At 63.3% G+C, this 20,326-nt stretch carries 14 protein-coding genes and 2 pseudogenes; all 16 read left to right on the forward strand.

Annotated elements, in window-relative coordinates; genetic code table 11:
* Positions 1–375, forward strand: a pseudogene (locus tag IY145_RS25045) (MotA/TolQ/ExbB proton channel family protein); the annotation flags it as partial.
* 5 nt (positions 376–380) lie between these two features.
* Positions 381–784: pseudogene (locus IY145_RS25050) on the forward strand (ExbD/TolR family protein).
* Between the two features lie 31 nt (positions 785–815).
* Positions 816–1,574 carry an energy transducer TonB gene (locus IY145_RS25055; RefSeq protein WP_246722458.1) on the forward strand — a complete coding sequence of 253 codons (759 nt, stop codon included), beginning with the start codon at positions 816–818 and terminating at the stop codon, positions 1,572–1,574.
* Positions 1,575–1,621: 47 nt separating this feature from the next.
* Complete coding sequence (locus IY145_RS25060) at positions 1,622–3,472, forward strand: putative porin (RefSeq protein WP_196410963.1); 1,851 nt, start codon at positions 1,622–1,624, stop codon at positions 3,470–3,472.
* Positions 3,473–3,474: 2 nt separating this feature from the next.
* The gene (locus IY145_RS25065) at positions 3,475–4,068 is read left to right on the forward strand and encodes a hypothetical protein (protein ID WP_196410974.1); all 594 of its coding nucleotides are present in this window, start codon (positions 3,475–3,477) and stop codon (positions 4,066–4,068) included.
* Between the two features lie 35 nt (positions 4,069–4,103).
* Entirely contained in the window at positions 4,104–5,084 is a 981-nt protein-coding gene (locus tag IY145_RS25070) for a peptidylprolyl isomerase (RefSeq protein ID WP_312030676.1), read from the forward strand.
* Between the two features lie 20 nt (positions 5,085–5,104).
* Entirely contained in the window at positions 5,105–5,647 is a 543-nt protein-coding gene (locus tag IY145_RS25075; RefSeq protein WP_196410965.1) for a YbjN domain-containing protein, read from the forward strand.
* A gap of 178 nt (positions 5,648–5,825) precedes the next feature.
* Complete coding sequence (locus tag IY145_RS25080) at positions 5,826–12,626, forward strand: filamentous hemagglutinin N-terminal domain-containing protein (protein ID WP_196410966.1); 6,801 nt, start codon at positions 5,826–5,828, stop codon at positions 12,624–12,626.
* Positions 12,617–13,099 carry a hypothetical protein gene (locus IY145_RS25085; protein WP_196410967.1) on the forward strand — a complete coding sequence of 161 codons (483 nt, stop codon included), beginning with the start codon at positions 12,617–12,619 and terminating at the stop codon, positions 13,097–13,099. The genes IY145_RS25080 and IY145_RS25085 overlap by 10 nt, the downstream gene beginning before the upstream one ends.
* Positions 13,084–17,052, forward strand: a complete 3,969-nt coding sequence (locus IY145_RS25090; protein WP_196410968.1) for a hypothetical protein — start codon at positions 13,084–13,086, stop codon at positions 17,050–17,052. The genes IY145_RS25085 and IY145_RS25090 overlap by 16 nt, the downstream gene beginning before the upstream one ends.
* Positions 17,053–17,087: 35 nt before the next feature.
* A complete protein-coding gene (locus IY145_RS25095) occupies positions 17,088–17,450 on the forward strand; it encodes a hypothetical protein (RefSeq protein WP_196410969.1) in 363 nt (120 codons plus the stop codon).
* A 2-nt stretch (positions 17,451–17,452) separates the two neighbouring features.
* Entirely contained in the window at positions 17,453–18,169 is a 717-nt protein-coding gene (locus IY145_RS25100) for a filamentous haemagglutinin family protein (protein WP_196410970.1), read from the forward strand.
* Positions 18,170–18,243: 74 nt separating this feature from the next.
* Positions 18,244–18,681 carry a hypothetical protein gene (locus tag IY145_RS25105; protein ID WP_246722459.1) on the forward strand — a complete coding sequence of 146 codons (438 nt, stop codon included), beginning with the start codon at positions 18,244–18,246 and terminating at the stop codon, positions 18,679–18,681.
* A gap of 138 nt (positions 18,682–18,819) precedes the next feature.
* On the forward strand, positions 18,820–19,137 hold the full coding sequence (locus IY145_RS26695) for an aminotransferase class I/II-fold pyridoxal phosphate-dependent enzyme (RefSeq protein WP_409455337.1): 318 nt from the start codon (positions 18,820–18,822) through the stop codon (positions 19,135–19,137).
* On the forward strand, positions 19,022–19,903 hold the full coding sequence (locus tag IY145_RS25110; protein ID WP_281433712.1) for a DegT/DnrJ/EryC1/StrS family aminotransferase: 882 nt from the start codon (positions 19,022–19,024) through the stop codon (positions 19,901–19,903). The genes IY145_RS26695 and IY145_RS25110 overlap by 116 nt, the downstream gene beginning before the upstream one ends.
* Before the next feature lie 238 nt (positions 19,904–20,141).
* The coding region (locus tag IY145_RS25390; RefSeq protein ID WP_210332908.1) for a class I SAM-dependent methyltransferase at positions 20,142–20,326 on the forward strand (185 nt) is incomplete at its 3' end.

Below are 20,326 nucleotides of genomic sequence, written 5' to 3' on the forward strand. Positions count from 1 at the left end.
CGACAGTGGGGTCGTCAAGGAGACGCAACAACTGAATCGGTTGATGGTCGTGCTGACCATAGCGATCTCGGGCGGGCCGTTCCTCGGGCTGCTCGGCACGGTCGTCGGCGTCATGATCACCTTTGCGGCGATCGCGGCGAGCGGAGACGTGAATGTCAATGCGATCGCGCCGGGCATCGCCGCGGCGCTGGTGGCGACCGTCGCCGGCCTCGGCGTCGCCATCCCGCGCTGTTCGGATACAATTATCTCATCTCCCGCATCAAAGATCTGACGAGCGACATTCACGTCTTCGTCGACGAATTCGTGACGCGCATGGCCGAATCCTATTCGGAAGACCGGCTCGACCTCACCGAGCGGCGAATTGCGGGGGAGTGACGCCGATGAAGATGCAAGACGAAGCCAAGCCCTATGACGATATCAACATCACGCCGATGCTCGATCTCGCCTATGTTCTGCTGGTGATCTTCATCATCATGACGACGGCGACGGTGCAGGGCCAAAAGGTCAATCTGCCGAAGGCCTCCGCCGCTCCGAGTCTCGCCACCCAAACGACTAAAGCGATCACCATCGCCAATGACGGCAAGATTTTTCTCGACACGATTCCCGTCACTCTGCCGGAGCTGGAGCAGCGGCTCATACAGCAGAAGGCGTTGACGCCGGAGTTTCCGATCGTGCTGCGCGGCGACGCGCAGCCCAATATCAAAGCGTGATGGATGTTCTAGATCTCTTGTCGCGTATCGGCCTTACGCAAGTGGGGCTCGCCACCAAGCCGCTGGTGAAGTGAGCGACCACATGCGAAATTCGGAGAAGGCATCATGAATTCGTGGACTGGACAAAGATATCGTCCGCCGGAGCGTGAAGCTTTCCAGCATCGCAATGACGCGTCTGTGAGAGGCTGGCTGCGCCGCCATAGGGCGACGATCGCGATCGGTGTCGCGGCTCTGTCGATCATCGTCGTCGTTGTCCTTTCCGGACATGACGATCTTCCGCAGCCTCGCCGAATTCACGAACTGTCGATCGTCAATATTCTTCAGCCGCCTCCTCCGCCTCCTCCCCCTCCGCCGCCCGAGCAGAAGATCATCGAGCAGACGACGGTCGACCAGCCGGAGTTCCAGGAGCCGAAGCCGGTCGATGAGCCGCAGAAGGCGCCGATCAAGGATGCGAAGAACGATCCGCCGCCAGGACCGCTCTCGCTCGACGCCAAAGCGCAGGGACCCGGCGATTTGTTCAATCTCGGCGGCAAGCCGGGCGGAAATCCTTATGGCGGCCCGGGCGGCGGAAGCGGATGGGGCTGGTATGCGTCCATGGTGCAATCCCAGCTCCGTTCCGCTCTCGAGGCGCACAAACGGACGCGCAAAGCGACGATGCGCGGCAATATCCGTTTGTGGGCCGATCAGTCCGGTCGCGTGACCAGAGTGCAACTCAACGGAACGACCGGCGACGCCGAGCTCGACGCGGTTCTCCGCAACGAGGTGTTCGGAAACCTCACTCTGCGCGAGCCGCCGCCCAAAGGCATGCCGATGCCGATGATTATTCGGATCACGAGCAGCGTCCGAGTTGATCGGCGCAGATAGTTTCAATCGAAGCCACGGATCGGGGCTGAAGAGTGCTGGGGAGTTTCATGTTCGAGAGAAAGTCGGGAGCGCGTCGCAGTTCGTTGGTCTTCGTCGCGTCTCTTTGCGCATGCGCAGGCTCGGCTCCGGTTGTCGCGCAGGATGCCGCGGACGAGGGAAAGACCGCGGAGCCGAAGCCAACCAGAGTGTCGCGAGCCAAGCCGCTATCGCCCAATGCGACGATCAATCTGGTCAATCTTCTCGTCAAGCAGGGTGTGCTGACGGAGGAGCAAGCGAAATCGCTCGTCGAACAGGCGGCCAATGAGGCCTATGTGCAGCGCCAGGCGGCGAAGGATGCGACCGTGAAAGCGGGGGATGCGGCGAAAGTCGCGGCCGCTGCCGCGGCCACCGCGTCGCCACCCGGCGTCAAACATGTGACCTATGTGCCGGAGGTGGTGAAGCGGCAATTGCGCGACGACATCAAGAAAGAGGTCATGGCGCAGGCCGAGAAGGAGAATTGGGCCTCCCCCGGCAAATATCCCGAATGGGCGTCACGCATCCGGTTCTATGGCGACATGCGCCTGCGATATCGCGGCATCTACTATCCCAGCGGAAACGATCAATACGACGCGGTCAATTTCAACGCGATCAATACCGGCTCACCCTACGATGTGAGCAAAACCAATCCCTATTACTATCCGACCTATGACGTCACGCAGAATCGTGATCAATTCCGCTTTCGTGGCCGACTCGGAATGGCCGCCGATCTTCACGAAGGCTTTTCTGCCGGCTTGCGCTTTGCGGGAGGCGAGAATAATTCGCCCGTATCGCAGAACCAGACCTTCGGCGCGAACGGCGGCAATTTCTCGAAATATTCCTTATGGATCGATCGCGCTTTCTTCAAATATCAGCCGCTCGAGGAATTTTCTCTCACCGCGGGGCGAATGGATAATCCATTTTGGTCGCCGACCAATCTCGTCTGGTATCGAGACATCGGCTTCGACGGCTTCGCGGCGCAGGGCAAATACGAGATCGCAGAAGGAATCACGTCTTTTGTCGCCGGTGGCGCCTTTCCGGTTTTCAACACGGATCTGAACGCGGGAGTCAATTTGCCGGCCTATGACGGCGGCCCTCCGACGAAGCTGCCGAGCCACGATAAATGGCTCTTCGCGGGGCAACTCGGCGTCGCCGCCAAGCTCGATGATGATTATGCGTTCAAGATCGCCGCAGCCTATTATGATTTCAGCAAGGTGCAGGGAGAATTGTCGAGCCCTTGCCGCGTCTATAGCGCATCGGACGGGTGTCACACGGATCTGACCCGGCCGTCTTTCGCGCAACGCGGCAATACCTACATGCCGCTGCGCTCGATCATCAGCGACACTTCGAACAGTGGCGGGACGACCAGTCAATATCAATATTTCGGGCTTGCCCAGCAATTTCGGCCGTTCGTCGCCTCCGGCGAGGTCGACTTCGGACATTTCGATCCGATTCATGTCGTTCTGGATGGCGAGTATCTGGTGAACACGGCTTTCGACGGAAGGGTCAGGCCGGATATTCTCGCGAACAATCTGACAGGGGCATTCCAGATAAGCGCCAACGAGTGGTACCCCGGCAATTACGTGGGCGGGAAATACGGCTATCTCGCGAGTGCTACTGTCGGACATAGGGACATTCGTCGTCTCTGGGATTGGAATGTCTTCGCCGGCTATAAATATCTCGGATCGGACGCGATGGTGGACGCGTTCGTCGACGCGGACTTCGGACTCGGCGGCACGAATCTGAAGGGCTATTTCGTTGGCGGCAATCTCGGAGTCGGCAAGAATGTGTGGCTGTCGCTACGTTGGATGAGTGCGAATAACATCTCCGGGGTCCCTTACGCCGTCGACGTTCTGCATGTCGATCTCAACGGGAAGTTCTGATGATGCGAGTTCCGATGTTTTTTATCGCCGTGTCGCTCGCAGCCTCGACGATCACGGGCGCACGAGCGGACACGGAAGCGGACCGGCTTCGCGAGGCTCTGCGCGGCGCGATCACGCAACAGCGCGCGCTGGAGGATCAGCGCGCTGCGCTACAGGCAAAGCTCACTGAGGTGGAGAGCGAACGAGTGCGACTCAAGGAGCAGGTCGGCGCGGCCAAGGCGGAAGTCAAACAAGTCGTGAAGCAGAATCGCGAAGCAGTGGAGGAGTTCAATCGACACATCGCAGAGCGTGACGAGACCTTGGAGAAGTGGAAGGCGGCGTATGAGGAGGCCGCGGATGTCGCGCGGGCCAAAGACGCGGAGCGTGCCAAATTCGAAGCGCAGGCCGCAGCATACAAGGCGAACGTCAAGAGCTGTAACGCCAAGAATGTGGAGCTGGCGAAGATCGGCCGCGATTTGCTGGAGCGCTATGAGGCGGCGAATTTCGCGGATCTCGCTGTGGCGAGCGAGCCGCTCACGGGCGTGCGGCGCGTCGAAATCCAAAATCTCCTGCAGGATTACAACGACAAGATCATCGATCATAAGGTGAAGCCATGAGTCATGTGTTGTTCCGCGTTACGAACCTTCTCCGAGTGGCAAGCACTGTCGGCCTCGTGGCGGCGATCGGCTCGCCGGCGGGTGCGCTGGCGGAAACGCCCCTCGGCGGCGCCTTCGCTCCCAAGCTCAGACCTGCAGCGCAGGCGGCGAGCAAGCCGAAAGCGTCTCTGGAGGCCGTGAACGTCGACGGCAGATCGCATGAGGACGTCGTCGCGCATGTCGGCGACAGCGACATCACCTCTGCGCAATTGCGTGCCTATGTCGCGACGCTCGGCGCGCGCGAGCAGGCGGCGATCGCCAAAGAGCCGGCGCTGCTCAATCAGATGGTGCGTCTCATGCTCAACGAGCGCGTCGTGCTGCAGGAGGCGATCGCGAAGAAGTGGGACCAACAGCCGCATATAGCGGCCCAGCTCGAGCAAGTGCGGGAGCGCGCGCTCGTAGAGCTCTATCTGCAGTCGGTCTCGATACCTCCGGCGAATTACCCGAGCGAGGAGGAGCTGCAGAAGACCTATGACGCCAATCGGAGCGTCTTCGTTGTTCCGCGGCAGTTTCAGCTCGGCCATATTTTCGTCTCGGCGCCGAAGGACGGCGACCGCGCGACCGAGGATAAGGCGAAGAAGGCGCTCGAAGAGATCGAGCGCAAGTTGAAAGCGGCGGGGGCCGATTTCATGGCGGTGGCGCGCGCCGGAAATGACGCCAGTGACGGGGGCGATCTGGGCTGGTTGTCGGAAGGTCAGATTCGACCGGAGATCCGCGGCCGCGTGATGGGACTTGCCAAAGGCGCGGTTTCGGAGGCGATCCGCCTCGACGACGGCTGGCACGTCGTCAAGCTGATCGACACGAAGGCGTCCTACACGCGTTCGCTCACCGACGCGCACGACCAGCTCGCGCAACAAATGCGGACCGAGCGGGCGAACGTGCTGCGCCGCGCCTATGTCGCCGAGCTGCTGAAGAAGCGTCCGGCTGTCGTCAATGAAATCGCCTTGTCGAATCTGCTCGACATCGTTCGCAAGTAACTTCACCTGGAAGGGCGTTCATGTCCGAGATCCTCGTCACATCCTTGACGCTCGACGATCTGCGAGATCTTCTCCAGCAGGCGGGCTACCGCGTCGAAACCGTGTCCGATCCGGTCGCGAATGTCGCGTATTTGCGCTCGGCGACCAGCGGTCTCGCCTTCGATATTCGACCGGGCAATCGCCTGGCCGGCGACGAAGGCAGGCGTTTCGCCGATATGGCGTTCGTGTCCATTCTTCAAGTGAATGGGGAGCTTCCACGAGACCTCGTCAACGGCTGGAATGTCGCGCGCCGATTTTCGCGACTGCAGCTGAGCGGGCGGTTCCTCGCGCTCTGCATGGATATTTCGATCGTGGGCGGCGTGACGCGAAGCCATTTGCGGACCCATGTCGAAATCTGGGACCAGCTGGCGCAGGAGCTCATCGTCTATTTGCGTGAGGGGTTGCGCGGATCGCAGGCGAATGGAGCCGACCGAGGCGTCGAGAGAGACGTGGCGGCTCCGGGGAGCGTCGACCCGCCGAACGTCGATCCGGCGACTTGGCCCGGCGCGCCAACGTCACACTGACAATTCTCGAAAGACACATGGCATCGACATGACACATCGCGCTCACGCTCCGAATTCCCATGGAAATCACTGGGGCTCGGCTGCCCGCCGAGATTCGACGGCATCGGCGATCGGACTCGTAAGGCAGCCGGCTCGGTCGTCACGCCGAGTCCTGCTATCCGGGGCGAGCGCGGTCGCTTTGTCGCTGATCGTCTTGCAGGGGCTCGACGGCGCGGCGGCGCGGCCGCTGGGGCGCGCCTCGGGAGTGACGGCGGCGCCGACCGTTGCGGTCGACGCCGCGACGACAGAGGCGCAGCAGGCGGCGACGATCGCCAAGCAGAGCCAGGGAACGCTGCTGCGCGCGACGCAGGCGATCCAGGCCATGCAGGCGGCGCAGGCGGCCGCGCGCGCCGCGGCTGCCGGGGCGACGAATTCTTCCATCGCGGACGGGCTCTCCGTCGGCGGTAATGGCAAGCTGCCGGGCCTCGTCGTCGATCCGCGCGTCACCACGACCCCGTCTCTTTGGATCAACGCCGATCTGCCGACCCAGTCGGCCAGCGACGGCAAGACCACGGTCACCATCAAGCAGACAGCCGCGCAGGCGGTGATGACCTGGGCCTATTACAATGTTTCGCCCAACACGACGGTCGTCTACGACCAGCAGGGCAATGCGAGCTGGGTCGCGCTGAACCGAATCGATGCGACGGGAGCGCCTAGCCAGATCCTCGGCCAGATCAAGGCCGACGGCACGGTTCTCATCATCAATCCGAATGGCGTTATTTTCGGCGCCGGCGCGCAGATCAACGTTCATTCGCTGATCGCCTCTTCGCTCGACATAGACGGAACGCCTGCGTCGAGCGCCTTCAACGCGGTCGCCGCCTACAACAAGATGACGCTCCATGTCGACGGTCTCGGCGATATCGCTGCCTATGCGCCGCCGAACGAGATCGCGGCGAACAATAATTTCGTCGGCGGCAATGCCGGGCAGGGGCTTTTTTCGATCGCGGCGCCGACCAGCGGGGCGACAATCGGCAATTCTGCCGGCTTCGCCATGGGAACGATCGGCGGGAATACGATCGCGGCGGCCGGAAGCGGCGCGATCGTCGTGCAGAAGGGCGCGTCGATCGAGACCTCGGTCAATTCGACCGGCGACGGCGGCTATGTCGCGCTGCTCGGGCCGACTGTGACGAATTCCGGCTCGATCACGACGAAGAACGGCCAGATCATCCTCGCCGCGCAGGGATCGGTGACGCTCAGCGAGCCGCTGTCGACGGCGACCGGCGTGAACACGGCCATCGCCGTCTCTGACCCGCGTTCGCAGGGCAGCACGATCACCGTGTCCTACCGGGGCGCGGCGACCAACGACGGTCTCTTGCTGGCGCCGAGCGGAAATGTGTCGATCACCGGCGGAGCGATCGAGCAGCTCGGCGTGCTCGAGGCGACGACCAGCGTCACGCGTCCCGGCTCGATCAATCTCGCGGTCACCGGCGGCAGCGTCATCTTCGGGCCGGACAGCGTCACCGCCATTCTGCCGGACGAGACGAGCGGCGCGGTTCCGGCGGGCACGGCGACGGCCGGTTATTTCACGAGCAGCCTGCAGCCGACGATCACGATCTCCGGCGGAACCGCCGGCGGAACCGGCGTCGACTTCCAGCCCGGCTCGCTGCTGCGGGCGCCGAGCGCCGCGGTGAATCTGGATGGATCCGATGTGCTGCTCGAGAGCGGCGCGACGATCGACGTCTCCGGCCTCGCCGATGTTCGAGTCCCGATCTCCAATTTCCTCGTGACCATCCTCGTCACGCCGAACGAGATCGCCGATTCGCCGCTCGCCGTCGGGCTCATCGGCAAGAGCGTGACAATCGACACGCGGCTCTCCGGCACGCGCTCGGACGGCCTCGCCTGGATCGGCTCGCCGATCGTGGACGCCTCCGGCTATGCCAAGCTGATCCCGAAGTCGATCGACGAGGTTTTGACGGTCGGCGGCTCGGTGAGCGTCTCGGGGGCGCATTTCATCCAGCAGCCCGGCTCCATCGTCGATCTCTCGGGCGGCTATGTGACCTACACGGGCTCGGCGGTGAGCACGACGCGCCTCGTCGGCGCGGACGGCCGCTTCTACGATATAGGGAGCGCCGATTATCGCATCCGCTATGTCGGCGTCGCGGCCGGAAGCGGCTTCACAGCCGATCATGGACGCTGGGGCGTCACCGAGACCTATGTCAATCCGCTGCTGAGCAGGGCCTCTTACGAGCCGAGCTACATCGCCGGCGCCAGCGCCGGCTCGCTGTCGATCACGGCGGCGCCGATCCTCGAGGGGACGATCCTCGGTGAGACGGTGACGGGGCTGCGCCAGCGCGCCAGCGCGCAGGGTGGCGGGACGGCGGTTCAGACCTCGCTCGCGCAATTGCCGTCCGGCGCCTCGCTGACGATCGCCTCGGCGAACGCCTTGGTGTCGAGCTATCTGCTCGAATCGAGCGCGGACGCGGGCGAGGATCCTTACGGCCTCTCCTCCTACAGCTATGGCTCTAGCTGGCGTGCGCCCTCGGTCCTGCCCATTCTGACCGATCGGCTGTCCGAGACAGGCTTCGCCTCGATCACGATCCAAAACTCCGGGATCAATCAACCGACCGTGAACATGGCCACGGGCGCGGTTCTGCAGGTCGCGCCGGGCGGCTCGGTCACGCTGACCAATGTCGAGTCGATCGACGGCTCGATCATCGCGCCCGCCGGAAAGATCACGCTGACCGGCCATGTTTACGTCCACTCCCTCGTGGCGCCGACCTCGATCCCGCCGGATCTAGTGATCGGATCGCATGCGCTTCTCGATGTTCATGGGCTCTGGATCAATGACGCCGGGGCTGTCGGCGAGCAATTGCAGGGCTCCGCCTTCGTCAACGCCGGCTCGGTCAGCATCACCACCTTGGCTGCGACCTATCGGCGTGAGGTTAACGGCAGGAACAATGTCGATGCGACGCAGAGCATTATTCTGTCGCCCGGCAGCGTCATCGACGTGTCGAGCGGCGGCTATGTCGCCTCCAACGGCAAATTGAAGCTCGGCTCAGATGGCCTGCCAGTCGGCAAAGGCGGAAGTCTTTCCTTGGTCACTTACTCGGGTGGCTGGGACAAGGGAAACTCAGACGGGACTTATAACGGAGCGCCGACGGCCGGCAATCAGCCCAATACGGCGACGGTGGTTCTGGGCGGAACGATCTATTCCAACGGCTTCGGCGCGGGCGGAACCTTCGCCCTGCAGGCGCCGACGATCACGATCGACGGACAGACGAGCGCGCCCCTGTCATATACGTCCGGCGAGCGGTCCGGCGAGATCGTTCTGCCGGGGAGCTTCTTTGCCGACAACGGCTTCTCGAACTATTCGCTGTGGAGCGTCTATGGCAGCTCGACAGTGACCGCCGGCACGACCGTGCTTTTGCGGCAGACCAATTATCTCCCGTCGGATGGCGCGCTCTTGTCGCTGCCCACCGGCGCGTCGCTGCGCGATGTCGCGACGGTCGGGCTCGCGCCCGACGGCTTGCGCAACCCAGTCAGCTTCTCGCTGCAGGAATACGGCTATATTTATGGCGGGACGGGGCCGAGCACGACGGCGGGGACGCTGCTCGACGCCGGGGCGCGCATCATCGCGGAAGCCAATGCGACAAAACAGGCGACAGTGACGCTGACCGCCGCCGGCCCTGTCACCGTGCTCGGAGACATCATCGCGCCCGGCGGCGATATCGTCCTGGCCAATTTCGGCGTCCTCGCGACGGGCAACCCCGGGTCGTCGCCGCAGACGGTCGCGGCTCGGCGACTCACGATCGGCGCCGATGCGACGCTCGATGTGCGCGGCGTCTTCGTCGCCGATCCGACCGTGACGGACTATCGGACTGGCAGCGCGCTCGACGCCGGATCGATCACCCTCTACGGCGAGACGGTGATCGCGCAGGCCGGCTCGCGCTTCCTGCTCGACGGAACCTCGGCCGATATAGAGATTCCGTCCGGCGCGGGTCAGCTCGGGCCGCGCGTCGCGACGCAAAAGATATGGAGCGACGGCGGCGTGCTTCAGATCGGCATGACCGGGTCCTCTTCCCTCTATTTCGCCGGCACTGTCAGTGCGCATGGCGGCGCGGAACTGGCGAATGGAGGTCTGTTCCGGATCGGCATTCCTCAGGCGAATGCGCCGACAATCAAAGACCCGCAGGGCCGCTCTCTGCTCAGTGTGAACAACGACGGCAATGTGGGCGCGGTCAATGCGATGTTCGTCCAGCCGGAGGGCGTCGTCAGCGCCGCGCTCGCGTCGGACGCGCCCTTGCAGAGCGGCCATTTTGTCGGCATCGACATGCTGACAGGCAGCGGCTTCGATTCGATCGAGCTCAACGAGAAGTCGATCGCCTTCGTCGGGTCGCAGTCGATCAATCTGCGCGGATCGCTCATCCTCGGCGGCGCTCTCGTTTCGCTGCCCGCCGACGGCGCCGCCTCCGATACGGCTCGAACCGTGGATTTGACCGCCGGCTATATGTGGCTCAAATCGGTTTCTGGCGCTGACGCAGCCGTGACCGGCGCGGGCGCGCTGACCATCTCGGCTCAATGGATCGACGTCGGCACCCCCAAAAATGATGCCGCCGTGACGTTCAACAACTTCGGCTCCGTCACGTTTGCCAGCGACGACGCCATCCGGTTGATAGGAAATAACGGCTCTATGACGAGCAATAGTTTCACCGGCTCGCTCGGCGTCGCCGGGGATCTGACGCTGAAGGCGGCGGAAATCTATCCGACGAGCGGAACCAGCTTCACGCTGAAGGCCGGCGGCGCGATCACGATCGAGCAGACCGGCGTCGCCAGCCAGCCGCTCTCGGCCGGCGGGGCGATCATCGTCGACGCCAAGAATATCGTGCAGAACGGCACGCTCTGGGCGCCTTTCGGCCAGATCACGCTCGGCAATACGACGACGACGCAGAGCGTCACGCTCGGCGCCGAGAGCCTCACCTCCGTCTCCGGCGCCGGAATGGTCGTCCCTTACGGCTATACGGTCGACGGCGAAAGGTGGTTCGTCGGCAATACGTCGTATTCTAATGATTATCAAGGCTTCAGCCTCACTTCGAGCCCGGTCAAGGCGATCACGCTCAACGGCGCCGATGTCGCCACATCGGCCGGAGCCAGGGTTGATCTGGCGGGCGGCGGCGACATCTACGCCAGCGAATTCGTCGCCGGCGTCGGCGGCAGCCGCAATGTGCTCGCCGGCTCCGCCGTCTACGCCCTCGTTCCGACCTCCTCCGCCAAAGTCGCGGCCTATGATCCCACCTTCGCCTTTGCACCGCAATTCGCTTCACAAGCAGCCACGATCTTCAACTCCAGCCTGCTGAACGCGACGGCCGGATCGGCGATCTATATTTCCGGCGGCAATGGCATAGCGGCGGGCTATTACACGCTGATGCCCGGCATGTATGCGACCTTGCCCGGGGCCTATCGCGTCACCGTCGCCTCCACATCGGTGAAGAGCGCGGCGACGCAGAGCTATGCGTCGATGGACGGATCGCTCTATGTGACCGGCAATTTCGCCAATGTCATCAGCGGGACGCGGTCCTCGCAGACCGTGCTGTTCCAATTGCAGTCGCAATCGACCTGGTCACAATATTCGCAGATCGACATCACCTCCGGCGCGCGCTTCATCCGCAATCTCGCGCTCACCGCCGGCACGGCCATTCCCGCCTCGCCGGTCGACGGCGGCGCCCTGACCTTCGCCGCCCGCAATTCTCTCTCGCTCGATCCGGGCAGCTCCTTCGGCTTTGCGGCGGGGGTGAGCCCGCTCGCGTCGGATATCGTCGGCGTCGGCGGCCAATTGGCGGTCAGCGCCGCCAAAATCCTCGTCCTCGGCGCCAAGGACTCGGCGGTTCCGGCGGGCGTGTCCGGCTATCTGAAGCTCTACGCCGACCGGCTCGACGAGGTCGGCGCGACCACTTTGCTGATCGGCGGCACGTCGGCGGTCGATTCCTCGGGCAATCTCGCGGTGACGGGCGTCGCGACCGACATCGAGATCGCCAATGACGCCGAGCATTCGCTGAGCGCTCCGCAGCTTCTCATCGTGACCAAGGCGGGCGGCGGCGGCATTCGCGTCGACGACGGCGCCGCGATCTCCGCCGTCGGAGCGGCGCCGAGCGGCGGCGACCGCGCGATCACCATCGCCGGCGACGGCGCGCTGCTGCGCGTCTCGACCGGCTCTCTGGTTTCCGTCACGCGCAGCAATGCGACGGCGCAGAACGGTTCGATCCTGATCGGAACGGCGCCGGGAACGTCGATGCTCGTCGACGTCGCCGCCAAGGGCGTGACGATCGACGGCGTCGCCGCGCTCACCATCGATTCGAGCGGCGTCAATCGCATCGGCGCCGCCACGCTCACCGCCAAAGCCTTCGATCTCGCCGCCAAGGCGATCGATTTCGGCGGCGCCAGCGCCTCCGGCGGCCTCGCGCTGACCGATGCGAACATCGCCAATTTCGCCGGCGCCGATCTCCTTCGCCTGCGCAGCGCCTCGGCCTTCGATTTCCACGATGTCGGCGGCCTCTCCATCGGCGACGCCGCCCATCCGATCGGGCAGATCGTCTTCGACGGCGGCGGCTTCTACAGCGAGGGCGGCGAGACCAGCGTGTACGCCTCCAATATCACGCTGACCAACACGCGAAGCGCTTCGACGACGGTCAACGGCCTTTCGGGAAGCGACGGAAAGCTGAACTTTATCGCTGGCGAGACGATCACGCAGAACGCCGGGACGATGACGGCGAACGGCTTCGGGACGATCACGCTGCAGGCCGGCAAATCGATCCGTTTCGTCGGCTCCGGCGCGCTGACGGTGAGCAATGGCGCCGGCGTCGCCGACGTCGTGCTGTCTTCGCCCAATGTCATCGCCGCCAAGGGCTCCACGCAGGCGCTGACGACGAGCGGCGCCCTGCACATTCGCTCGACGGGCGCGGTGGCCCCGTCGATGCGACCGAGATCGGCGGCTCCTTGTCGCTGACGGCCGCGAGCATCCTCGACTCGGGCACGATCACGGCGCAAGCGGGAAGCCTGTCGCTGAAGGCCACGAAGGGCGACGTGACGCTCTCCGACGGCGCCCTGGTGAACGCCGCCGGCACGCGCGTCGTGCTCGGCTACAGCACGGAATATGCGCCGGGCGGCGCGGTGAAGCTCGTCTCGCAGGCCGGAAATGTGACGATCGCGCGCGGCGCGAAGGTCGATGTCTCGGCCGCGAGGAATCCCGACGGGTCGTTGGGCCCCGGCTATGCGGGCGCAGTCTCCATCACGACCTCCAATACCGGAACGACGACGCTGCAGGGGACGCTCGACGGCTCCGCCAAATACAAGGATACGGGCGGAAGCTTCGTGCTGAGCACGGGGACGCTGGTCGGCGATCTGCCTGGGGCGGCTTCACGCGCCGCTTCGCCGCGTCTCTCTATCAGCCGGGCGACATTGTCGTGCCGACGGGCGTGACGTTGAACTCGCTCGAAGTTCTGCTCGTCGCCAATCAAGGCAGCGTCGTCGTCGGCGGAACGATCGACGCCAGCGGCTCGGCGAGCGGCGGCGTCACCCTCTATGGCGCCGGAACCAATACGAAAGCCGCGACCGATCCTGGCGCCACGGGCGTTCTCATTCGGTCCGACGCGACGCTCGACGCGCATTATGTCGCGGCGGAGAAGGACGATCCGGGCTACGCCAATGGCGAAAGCGCGCTGAACCAGCGCGGCGGAACGATCACGCTCGGCACGACGGGCGCGACGGACGGAACGCTGAACGCGACCTATGGGTATCAGAATGTGTCCGGCTCGGGAGCGATCGTCGTGGAGAGCGGCGCGGTCCTCGATGTGAGAGGCGGCCCTGGCGGCGCGGGCGTCGACAATACTGGCGGCGCGGTCGTGGTGCGCGCGCCGATCCTGACGAACGACAATGTCAATGTGAGCTTCAAGGGCACGCTCGTCACCAATGCCGACGCCAAGGGGAACGCCAGCGGCCAGGGCGTCGTGCTCGACGCTTTCGCAGTGTGGAGCACGACCGATTCCTGCACGCTGATTTCCGGAGGCTGCGGCGCGATCACGAGCGTCGCGCAATATAATGCGCTGACGGCGGCGCAGCAGGCGCAGATACAGCGGCATTTCGACGGGATCATCGACCCGGCCGGCTTCTTCAACGGATCGGGCGCGCGGATCATCTCGGCGATATCCGGCCTCTATCCGAACTCGACCTATGCGGCGCCGGCCAGCGGCGCCTATCTGCCGCATGTCGGCTTCTACCAGAACACGCTGCTGAATTTCGTCCAGAATCCGTTCAGCGGCAATGCGGCGGCGGTGGCGGCCAATTTCGCGGGAGCCAAATTGCGGATCGGCGACAAGCCGGCGACCGCTCTGCCCTCGAGCTCGCTGCATCTGCGGCCGGAAATCGATCTCGTCAATCCGTCGGCCGGCGTCAATGGCGGCAATGTGACCGTCGCCTCCAATTGGAACCTCGGCGCCGGCGTCTACAATGCGGCGACGACCGCCTTCAATCTCTTCTACCGGACGACCAATGGCGGCGAGCCGGGCGTGCTGACCCTGCGCGCCGTCAACAATATCCAGGTGAATGCGACGATCAGCGACGGCTTCTACGAGACGAGCGATCCCTTCTTCGCCGCCGCGGTCGCGGCCGATCTGACAAGCCGGTATCCCTCCCTCGCGGAGGCGACGAGCAGATACACTGCGCTGAACACTTACGGCACATCGGCCTATATGCCCGGGATGACGTCGATCGCCGCGCCGCCCACCTCTTTCCCGTCCTCCTATAATCAGCTCGATAAAAACACTTGGTACGCCCTCTATTACTATGATTATTCGAATTCTCTGCTCGGCAGAATCGACACTATCGGCCGCGGCGCGAGCTCGCTCTATATCACGACCAACGCCTCGGGCTCCGGCGCATTCGACAATGATCCCACGCATTATTCGTCCTATGCCGCCTATGTGGCGGCCTATAACGCCAATTATGTGGGCTCGCACTATGTCGCGGGCGTCGCCGGCGTCCCGGACGAAGCGACGCAGACTTTCGCGACGCCGGCGAGCTCGGTGAACGGCGTCACGCAAAATCTGACCAATTTCGACAATAATCCGTCGCATTATCAGAGCTATGCCGCATATGCCAGCGCGTATCAGGCCTATGCGGCGAAGATGGGCGGCTATATCACGAGCTATTACACCCTATACAGTCAGGCGCCGGCCAATAGCGGCGTCGATCCGAGAACCTATCCTTCGACCATTCTCGCGCCCATCCCGCCGGTCTATGGCGGCGTCTATGCCGGCGGGGCGATCGAAACCGCCGCACAATTTTCGACCGACTATCACACCTATTATGCCGGAACCGCCTATAGTAGTTGGTCCGGTTACTACGTCGGCAACAAGGTCGAGCCGGGCGGCGTCAACGGCGACGCCACGAACACGGTCGGCAAGACGGCGCTGTGGCTCGGGGCGATGCCCTATCTTCCGAACATCGCGGAAACGCCCGAGATCGTCCTCGCGGGGAGCGCCGCGGCGGGGCCCGGCAACGCCATCGCCAATAATCCTGCCAATAATGTCACGACCAATGACCTCGGCGCGGCGGTCACGATCGCGAATTACAACACCACTTCGGCGGCGACGCTGATGCCCGTGAGCTTCGGGGCCAGCTCGTCCTATGATTTCGTCGCCGGGGCTTATTTCGGCGTGGGCGGCGCCTCTTCGGTCGATCCCAATGCAGTCGTCGGGCGGAGCGGCGTCGTCGATCCCAAGGCGCCGGCGGCCAGCATAGTGATCGATGGACACACATCCTATGCGGACCCGATCGCTCCGGCGAAGACGGTCTTCATTCCGACCATGGTGCGCACCGGCACGGGTTCGATCACGCTGGCGGCGGCAGGCAATGTGCAATTCGCGGACCCGTTCGTTCAAGGCGCCGTCTACACGGCCGGGGCCGCCGCGACGACGCCCGCCGATTACACCGCGCCGACCCTCTCCAGCAGCTATAACAAAAATCCGAACGGGCTGATCTCGACGCCGGCCTGGGGAACGGGCGGAGGGTCGATCATCGTTTCCGCCGGAGGCTCCATCATCGGCGTCGCCGCCACGACGGTCCAGGAATTGTGGTCCGACTGGTTCTTTCACCTCGGCAAGTCGGACGGCGACAGCACGCCTTTCTCCGGCTGCTCTGTCGCCGGCTCCGCCGCCTGCCAGACCTCGGCCTGGGTCAATTATGCGAGCTTCTTCCAGAATTTCGGCGCACTCGGCGGCGGCAATATCACGCTGCGGGCGGGCGGCGACATCATCGATGTCGCCGCCTCCATCCCGGAGACGCTCATCGTCGCCGGCGGCTTCACCGCCGCCGATCCGCCGCACGCAATTTATTACGGCGGCGGCAATCTGCTCGTGCAGGCGGGCGGCGATCTCAATTCCAGCGCCTTTCTGGTCGGACGCGGCTCCGGCCGCATCGAGGTCGGCGGCTCCGTGAAGCAGACCGTCGACAATCCGATCACCAGCGCGAAGGATGCGGCCCCCTATCCGCTGCTGCTGGCGGTCGAGGAGGGCTATATCTCCGTCGCCGCCAAGGGCGATCTCACGCTCGGGACGCTGCTCGACCCGGCGACGGCGCTGTTTGGTCGAACAGGCGCCTACATTCCGTTCCTGATGAACACAAGCGACGGCGAAAATTATTTGCCGGGAACAACCGCCACTACCGACACTTGGGGCAGTCCCTTCACCAGCTATGGCGCGCAGGCGGGCCTCTCGCTCTCGACCCTCGCCGGCAATGTGAATGCGATGACGCTGCTGGCCGGCCGCAACGCGATGGCGTCCACCTTGCTGCCGCCGCGCCTCGAAATCGCCGCGCTGCAGGGCGATATCAGCGTCGACGCCAATGGCGTGCGGACGATCCTCGCCTATCCGACCGACAGCAATGGGCGCGACACGGCGAGCCTGTCCCTCGCGGCGGCGGGTTCGATCAAAATCACCAACAGCCTGACCGTGGACGCTCCTCTGGCGAAGCAGATCGTCAATACCATCGAAAACCAATCCTCATATATCAATCCGCTCGGCTACTCCTTCTACATGCTCGCGCCGTCGGAGCTGACGAACAGCGAGCCGGTGCAAATCAGCGCGGGCCTGAATCTCGACGGGACCCTCAACGTCGAGCGGCCGGCGCGGATCCTCGTTGGCCGCGACATAGGCAGCAGCAGCGGGTTCACATTCACCGGCCTCAATTTCACCGATGCGGATGTGACCAGCGTCGTCGCCGGTCGCGATATTACGGGCAATATTCTCTCTATGGCCCCGGCGCGCTCCTCATCGAGGCCGGCCGCAATATTCGCAAGCCGCTGGGCGGCAGCAGCTTCTACGCCTTCGGCGTCGTCACCTATGGCAATGGCTCCGGCGGCGGAACCGCGACGCTGAAAACCTATCTGCCGGCGGAAGGCGCGGATATCAACATGCTCTATGGAATCGCCAATGGCGTCGATTACGCCGCGGCGATTTCGCATTATATCGATCCCGCTGCGGCCAGGACGACCGGCATAGATTTCCTCTCCTTCATCGCAGCCAGCCTCGGCCAGTCGCGCGATCAGGCCTGGACGACGTTCCAGACGCTCGACGCGACGCATCAGCATCTCCTCGTCGACAAGGCCTTTCTGCAATTCCTCACGCAGGTGGCGACGGATTATCGCAATGCGTCGAGCTCCTATTATCTGAAATATGCGCGCGCTTATGAGGCGATCGGGACGCTGTTCCCAAGAGCCTCGGCTATGCGAATGACGGCAGCGGCGGCTCCGACCTTTCGGCGATCGGGAGCCTGATCATGCCGTTCGCGCTGGTCGAGACGCAAATGGGCGGCGACATCAATATTATCGGGCCCGATGGCGGCATTCGCGTCGGCTCGGCCGGCCGCGACGACAAGAAGCCCAATGAGGAAGGCATATTGACGCTGCGCGGCGGCGCGATCCGCATCTACACGGATCAGTCGGTGCTGGTGAACCAGAGCCGCATCATGACGCAGCAGGGCGGCAATGTGGAGCTGTTCAGCGGCAATGGCGACATAAACGCGGGCTCCGGGCCGAAGACCTATGTCTCCAATCCGGTGCTGAGCCAAGTGTGCCTCTATTCGACCGGCTATTGCTCGGTCAATCCGCAGGGCCTCGTGACGGGCGCGGGCATAGGCGCGATCGTCACACTGCCGACGCAGGATCCGAGCCTTTCCAACGCTTTCCTCTCGGCGCCGCATGGCACGGTGGATTTGGGCGCGGCCGGCGTGCGGGCCGCGGGCAATCTCACCATCGTCGCGCAGCGCGTCACCAACGCCTACAACGCTCAGGCCGGCGGAACCGTTTCGGGCCTGGCGACAGTGACGACCGGGCCGAATGTCGGCGCGCTGACCTCGGCGTCCAGCCAGGCGGGCGCGGCGGCCAAGGCGGTGGACACGCCGCAAGCCGGCGCCGGAGGCTCCGACGCGCCTTCGATCATCACCGTCGAAGTGTTGGGATATGGGGGCCCCGATCGCGCGCCGGAGAGCGAATAACGCGGTCTCACGATATATCGAAGCGAGGTCGTCGCCGATATTGCCATGCCGAGAAAGCAGTCAGGCGGAAATCGATGGGTCGCATTGTGACAGAACTCCCGGTATCTGGACCGGAGCCGCTGATCGGGGCCGGCGGTCATGCGAAAGTGGTCATCGAAGCGATCCGGGCGCAGGGACTTTTCGAACCTGTCGGCTGCACCGATCCCAATGCCAGCGGCGCCGAAGTGCTCGGCGTCAAAATCATCGGCGGCGATGATCAGTTGGACGTGATGCGCGCCGAGGGCGTGCGCCATATTTTTGTCGCTCTGGGCGAAGGCCGCCTCAGAATGAGGATCGGCGCGGCTCTCCTGCAAAAGGGTTTCGTTCTGCCGAGCGTCATACATCCCGCGGCGACGATATCGCCGTCCGCCCGGATCTGGAGAGGCGTCGTCGTCATGGCTGGAGCCGTTATGTCAAGCCGAACATCAAAATTAGAGATCATGCGGTGGTCGGCGCCGGTGGCGTCGTCGTGAGAGATCTGCCGCAAGGATCGAAGCTATAGGTGTGCCGGCAAAGCCGCGAAGCAAAGAGCCGTCGAGTGAAAGGTGAGTCCGCATGTCCTATTTCAACAAACGAATTCCGATCGCCAGCCCTTTGCTGGACGGAACGAGATGCAGTATGTGCGGGAGTGCCTAGAATCGACTTGGATTTCCTCACATGGAAAGTTCATCGACGCGTTCGAACGTCGGTTCGCGGAGCTTTGCGGCGTCAGGCACGCGGTCGCTTGCAACAACGGAACCACCGCCTTGCATCTGGCGCTCGTTTCGCTGGGCGTCAGCGCAGGTGACGAAATCATCGTCCCTGATTTGACTTATGTCGCCACGGCCAACTGCGTCCGGTACTGCAACGCCAATCCTGTTTTCGTCGACTGCGGAGCCTCGCACATTCAACATCGACCCCGCCGCGATCGAGGCCAAAATCACTCCTAGAACCAAGGGTATCGTCGTCGTTCATCTGTTTGGTCAGCCCTGCGACATGGATGAAATTCAAAAGATCGCCGATGCGCACGGCCTCTTTATCGTGGAGGACGCGGCGGAAGCCCATGGCGCGAAGTACAAGGGGCGTCCGGTCGGAAGTTTAGGCAAGTGCGCAACCTTCAGCTTTTTTGGAAATAAGATCATCACGACCGGCGAGGGCGGAGCGGTCGTGACGGACGACGATGAATTGGCGAGCAGACTTCGTCTGCTCAGGGGCCAGGGTATGGATCCGGCGCGGCGATATTGGTTTCCCGTGATCGGCTATAATTATCGCATGACCAACATTGCCGCCGCTATTGGTTTGGCGCAGTTGGAGCGCGTCGATCGGGCGCTCGCATTCAGAAGGCAACTTTCTGCATGGTACGACGAAGCGCTCGCCGATGTCGACGTGATCCGTCCCTATGTCGAGCCTTGGGCAGAACACTCGTTTTGGATGTACACGATCAAGATAGCGCCGGATGCGGCGCTCTCTCGAGACCAAGTCCTGGCGGCGCTCGATGCTCACGGAATAGAGACGCGACCGGTATTTTATCCCATGCATGTCCTTCCGCCGTACCGGCAGGCCGGGCATGATCTACGAAACTCGACCGATTGCGCGGAAACGGGCCTGAGCCTTCCCACTCACGAGAGGTTGACCCGAGCGGATGTGGCGCGCATTTGTGATGTCTTGTGTCGTGCATTGACGCCGGAGCGCCAATTACTGCGCGCATGGCCGTGATTCCGGGAATCGGAACATATTCGGAAACCAGGAAAGCTCCGGAAAGTGACACAACAGATGCCGCAAGCCTTGCGACCGACATAAATCTATGGCTCCATGCCGTCAGAAGCGCGTTGCTCAGGAAGATGCCTCCTGGCGCGGAACGTTTGCTCAGCGCCGGATGTTCCGGTCTCTGGTATTTCGAATGGATCGACAGTGCTATGGACCCGTGCGGGAACACATTGGTCTAGAATATTATTTGCCGCGGCCGGAAACGCTTCCGGCAAATGTCACGTGGATCGTCAATACGGCAGGGAATATGGAGTCGGTCGGCTCGTCGAGTTGCGACATCGTCTTTTCGGGACAGAATATCGAACATCTGTGGCCTGGAGAGATTCTCGGTTTTCTCGCCGAGGCTGCTCGCGTGCTGAAGCCCGGCGGCTA

Origin of the sequence: Methylosinus sp. H3A (genome assembly GCF_015709455.1) — a bacterium.
Lineage (GTDB): Bacteria > Pseudomonadota > Alphaproteobacteria > Rhizobiales > Beijerinckiaceae > Methylosinus.

Coding starts and splice junctions, on each gene's coding strand:
- IY145_RS25055 (WP_246722458.1), top strand. CDS start 816: ATGAATTCGTGGACTGGACAAAGATATCGTCCGCCGGAGCGTGAAGCT.
- IY145_RS25060 (WP_196410963.1), top strand. CDS start 1,622: ATGTTCGAGAGAAAGTCGGGAGCGCGTCGCAGTTCGTTGGTCTTCGTC.
- IY145_RS25065 (WP_196410974.1), top strand. CDS start 3,475: ATGCGAGTTCCGATGTTTTTTATCGCCGTGTCGCTCGCAGCCTCGACG.
- IY145_RS25075 (WP_196410965.1), top strand. CDS start 5,105: ATGTCCGAGATCCTCGTCACATCCTTGACGCTCGACGATCTGCGAGAT.
- IY145_RS25095 (WP_196410969.1), top strand. CDS start 17,088: ATGCTCTATGGAATCGCCAATGGCGTCGATTACGCCGCGGCGATTTCG.
- IY145_RS25100 (WP_196410970.1), top strand. CDS start 17,453: ATGCCGTTCGCGCTGGTCGAGACGCAAATGGGCGGCGACATCAATATT.
- IY145_RS25105 (WP_246722459.1), top strand. CDS start 18,244: ATGGGTCGCATTGTGACAGAACTCCCGGTATCTGGACCGGAGCCGCTG.
- IY145_RS26695 (WP_409455337.1), top strand. CDS start 18,820: ATGCAGTATGTGCGGGAGTGCCTAGAATCGACTTGGATTTCCTCACAT.
- IY145_RS25110 (WP_281433712.1), top strand. CDS start 19,022: ATGTCGCCACGGCCAACTGCGTCCGGTACTGCAACGCCAATCCTGTTT.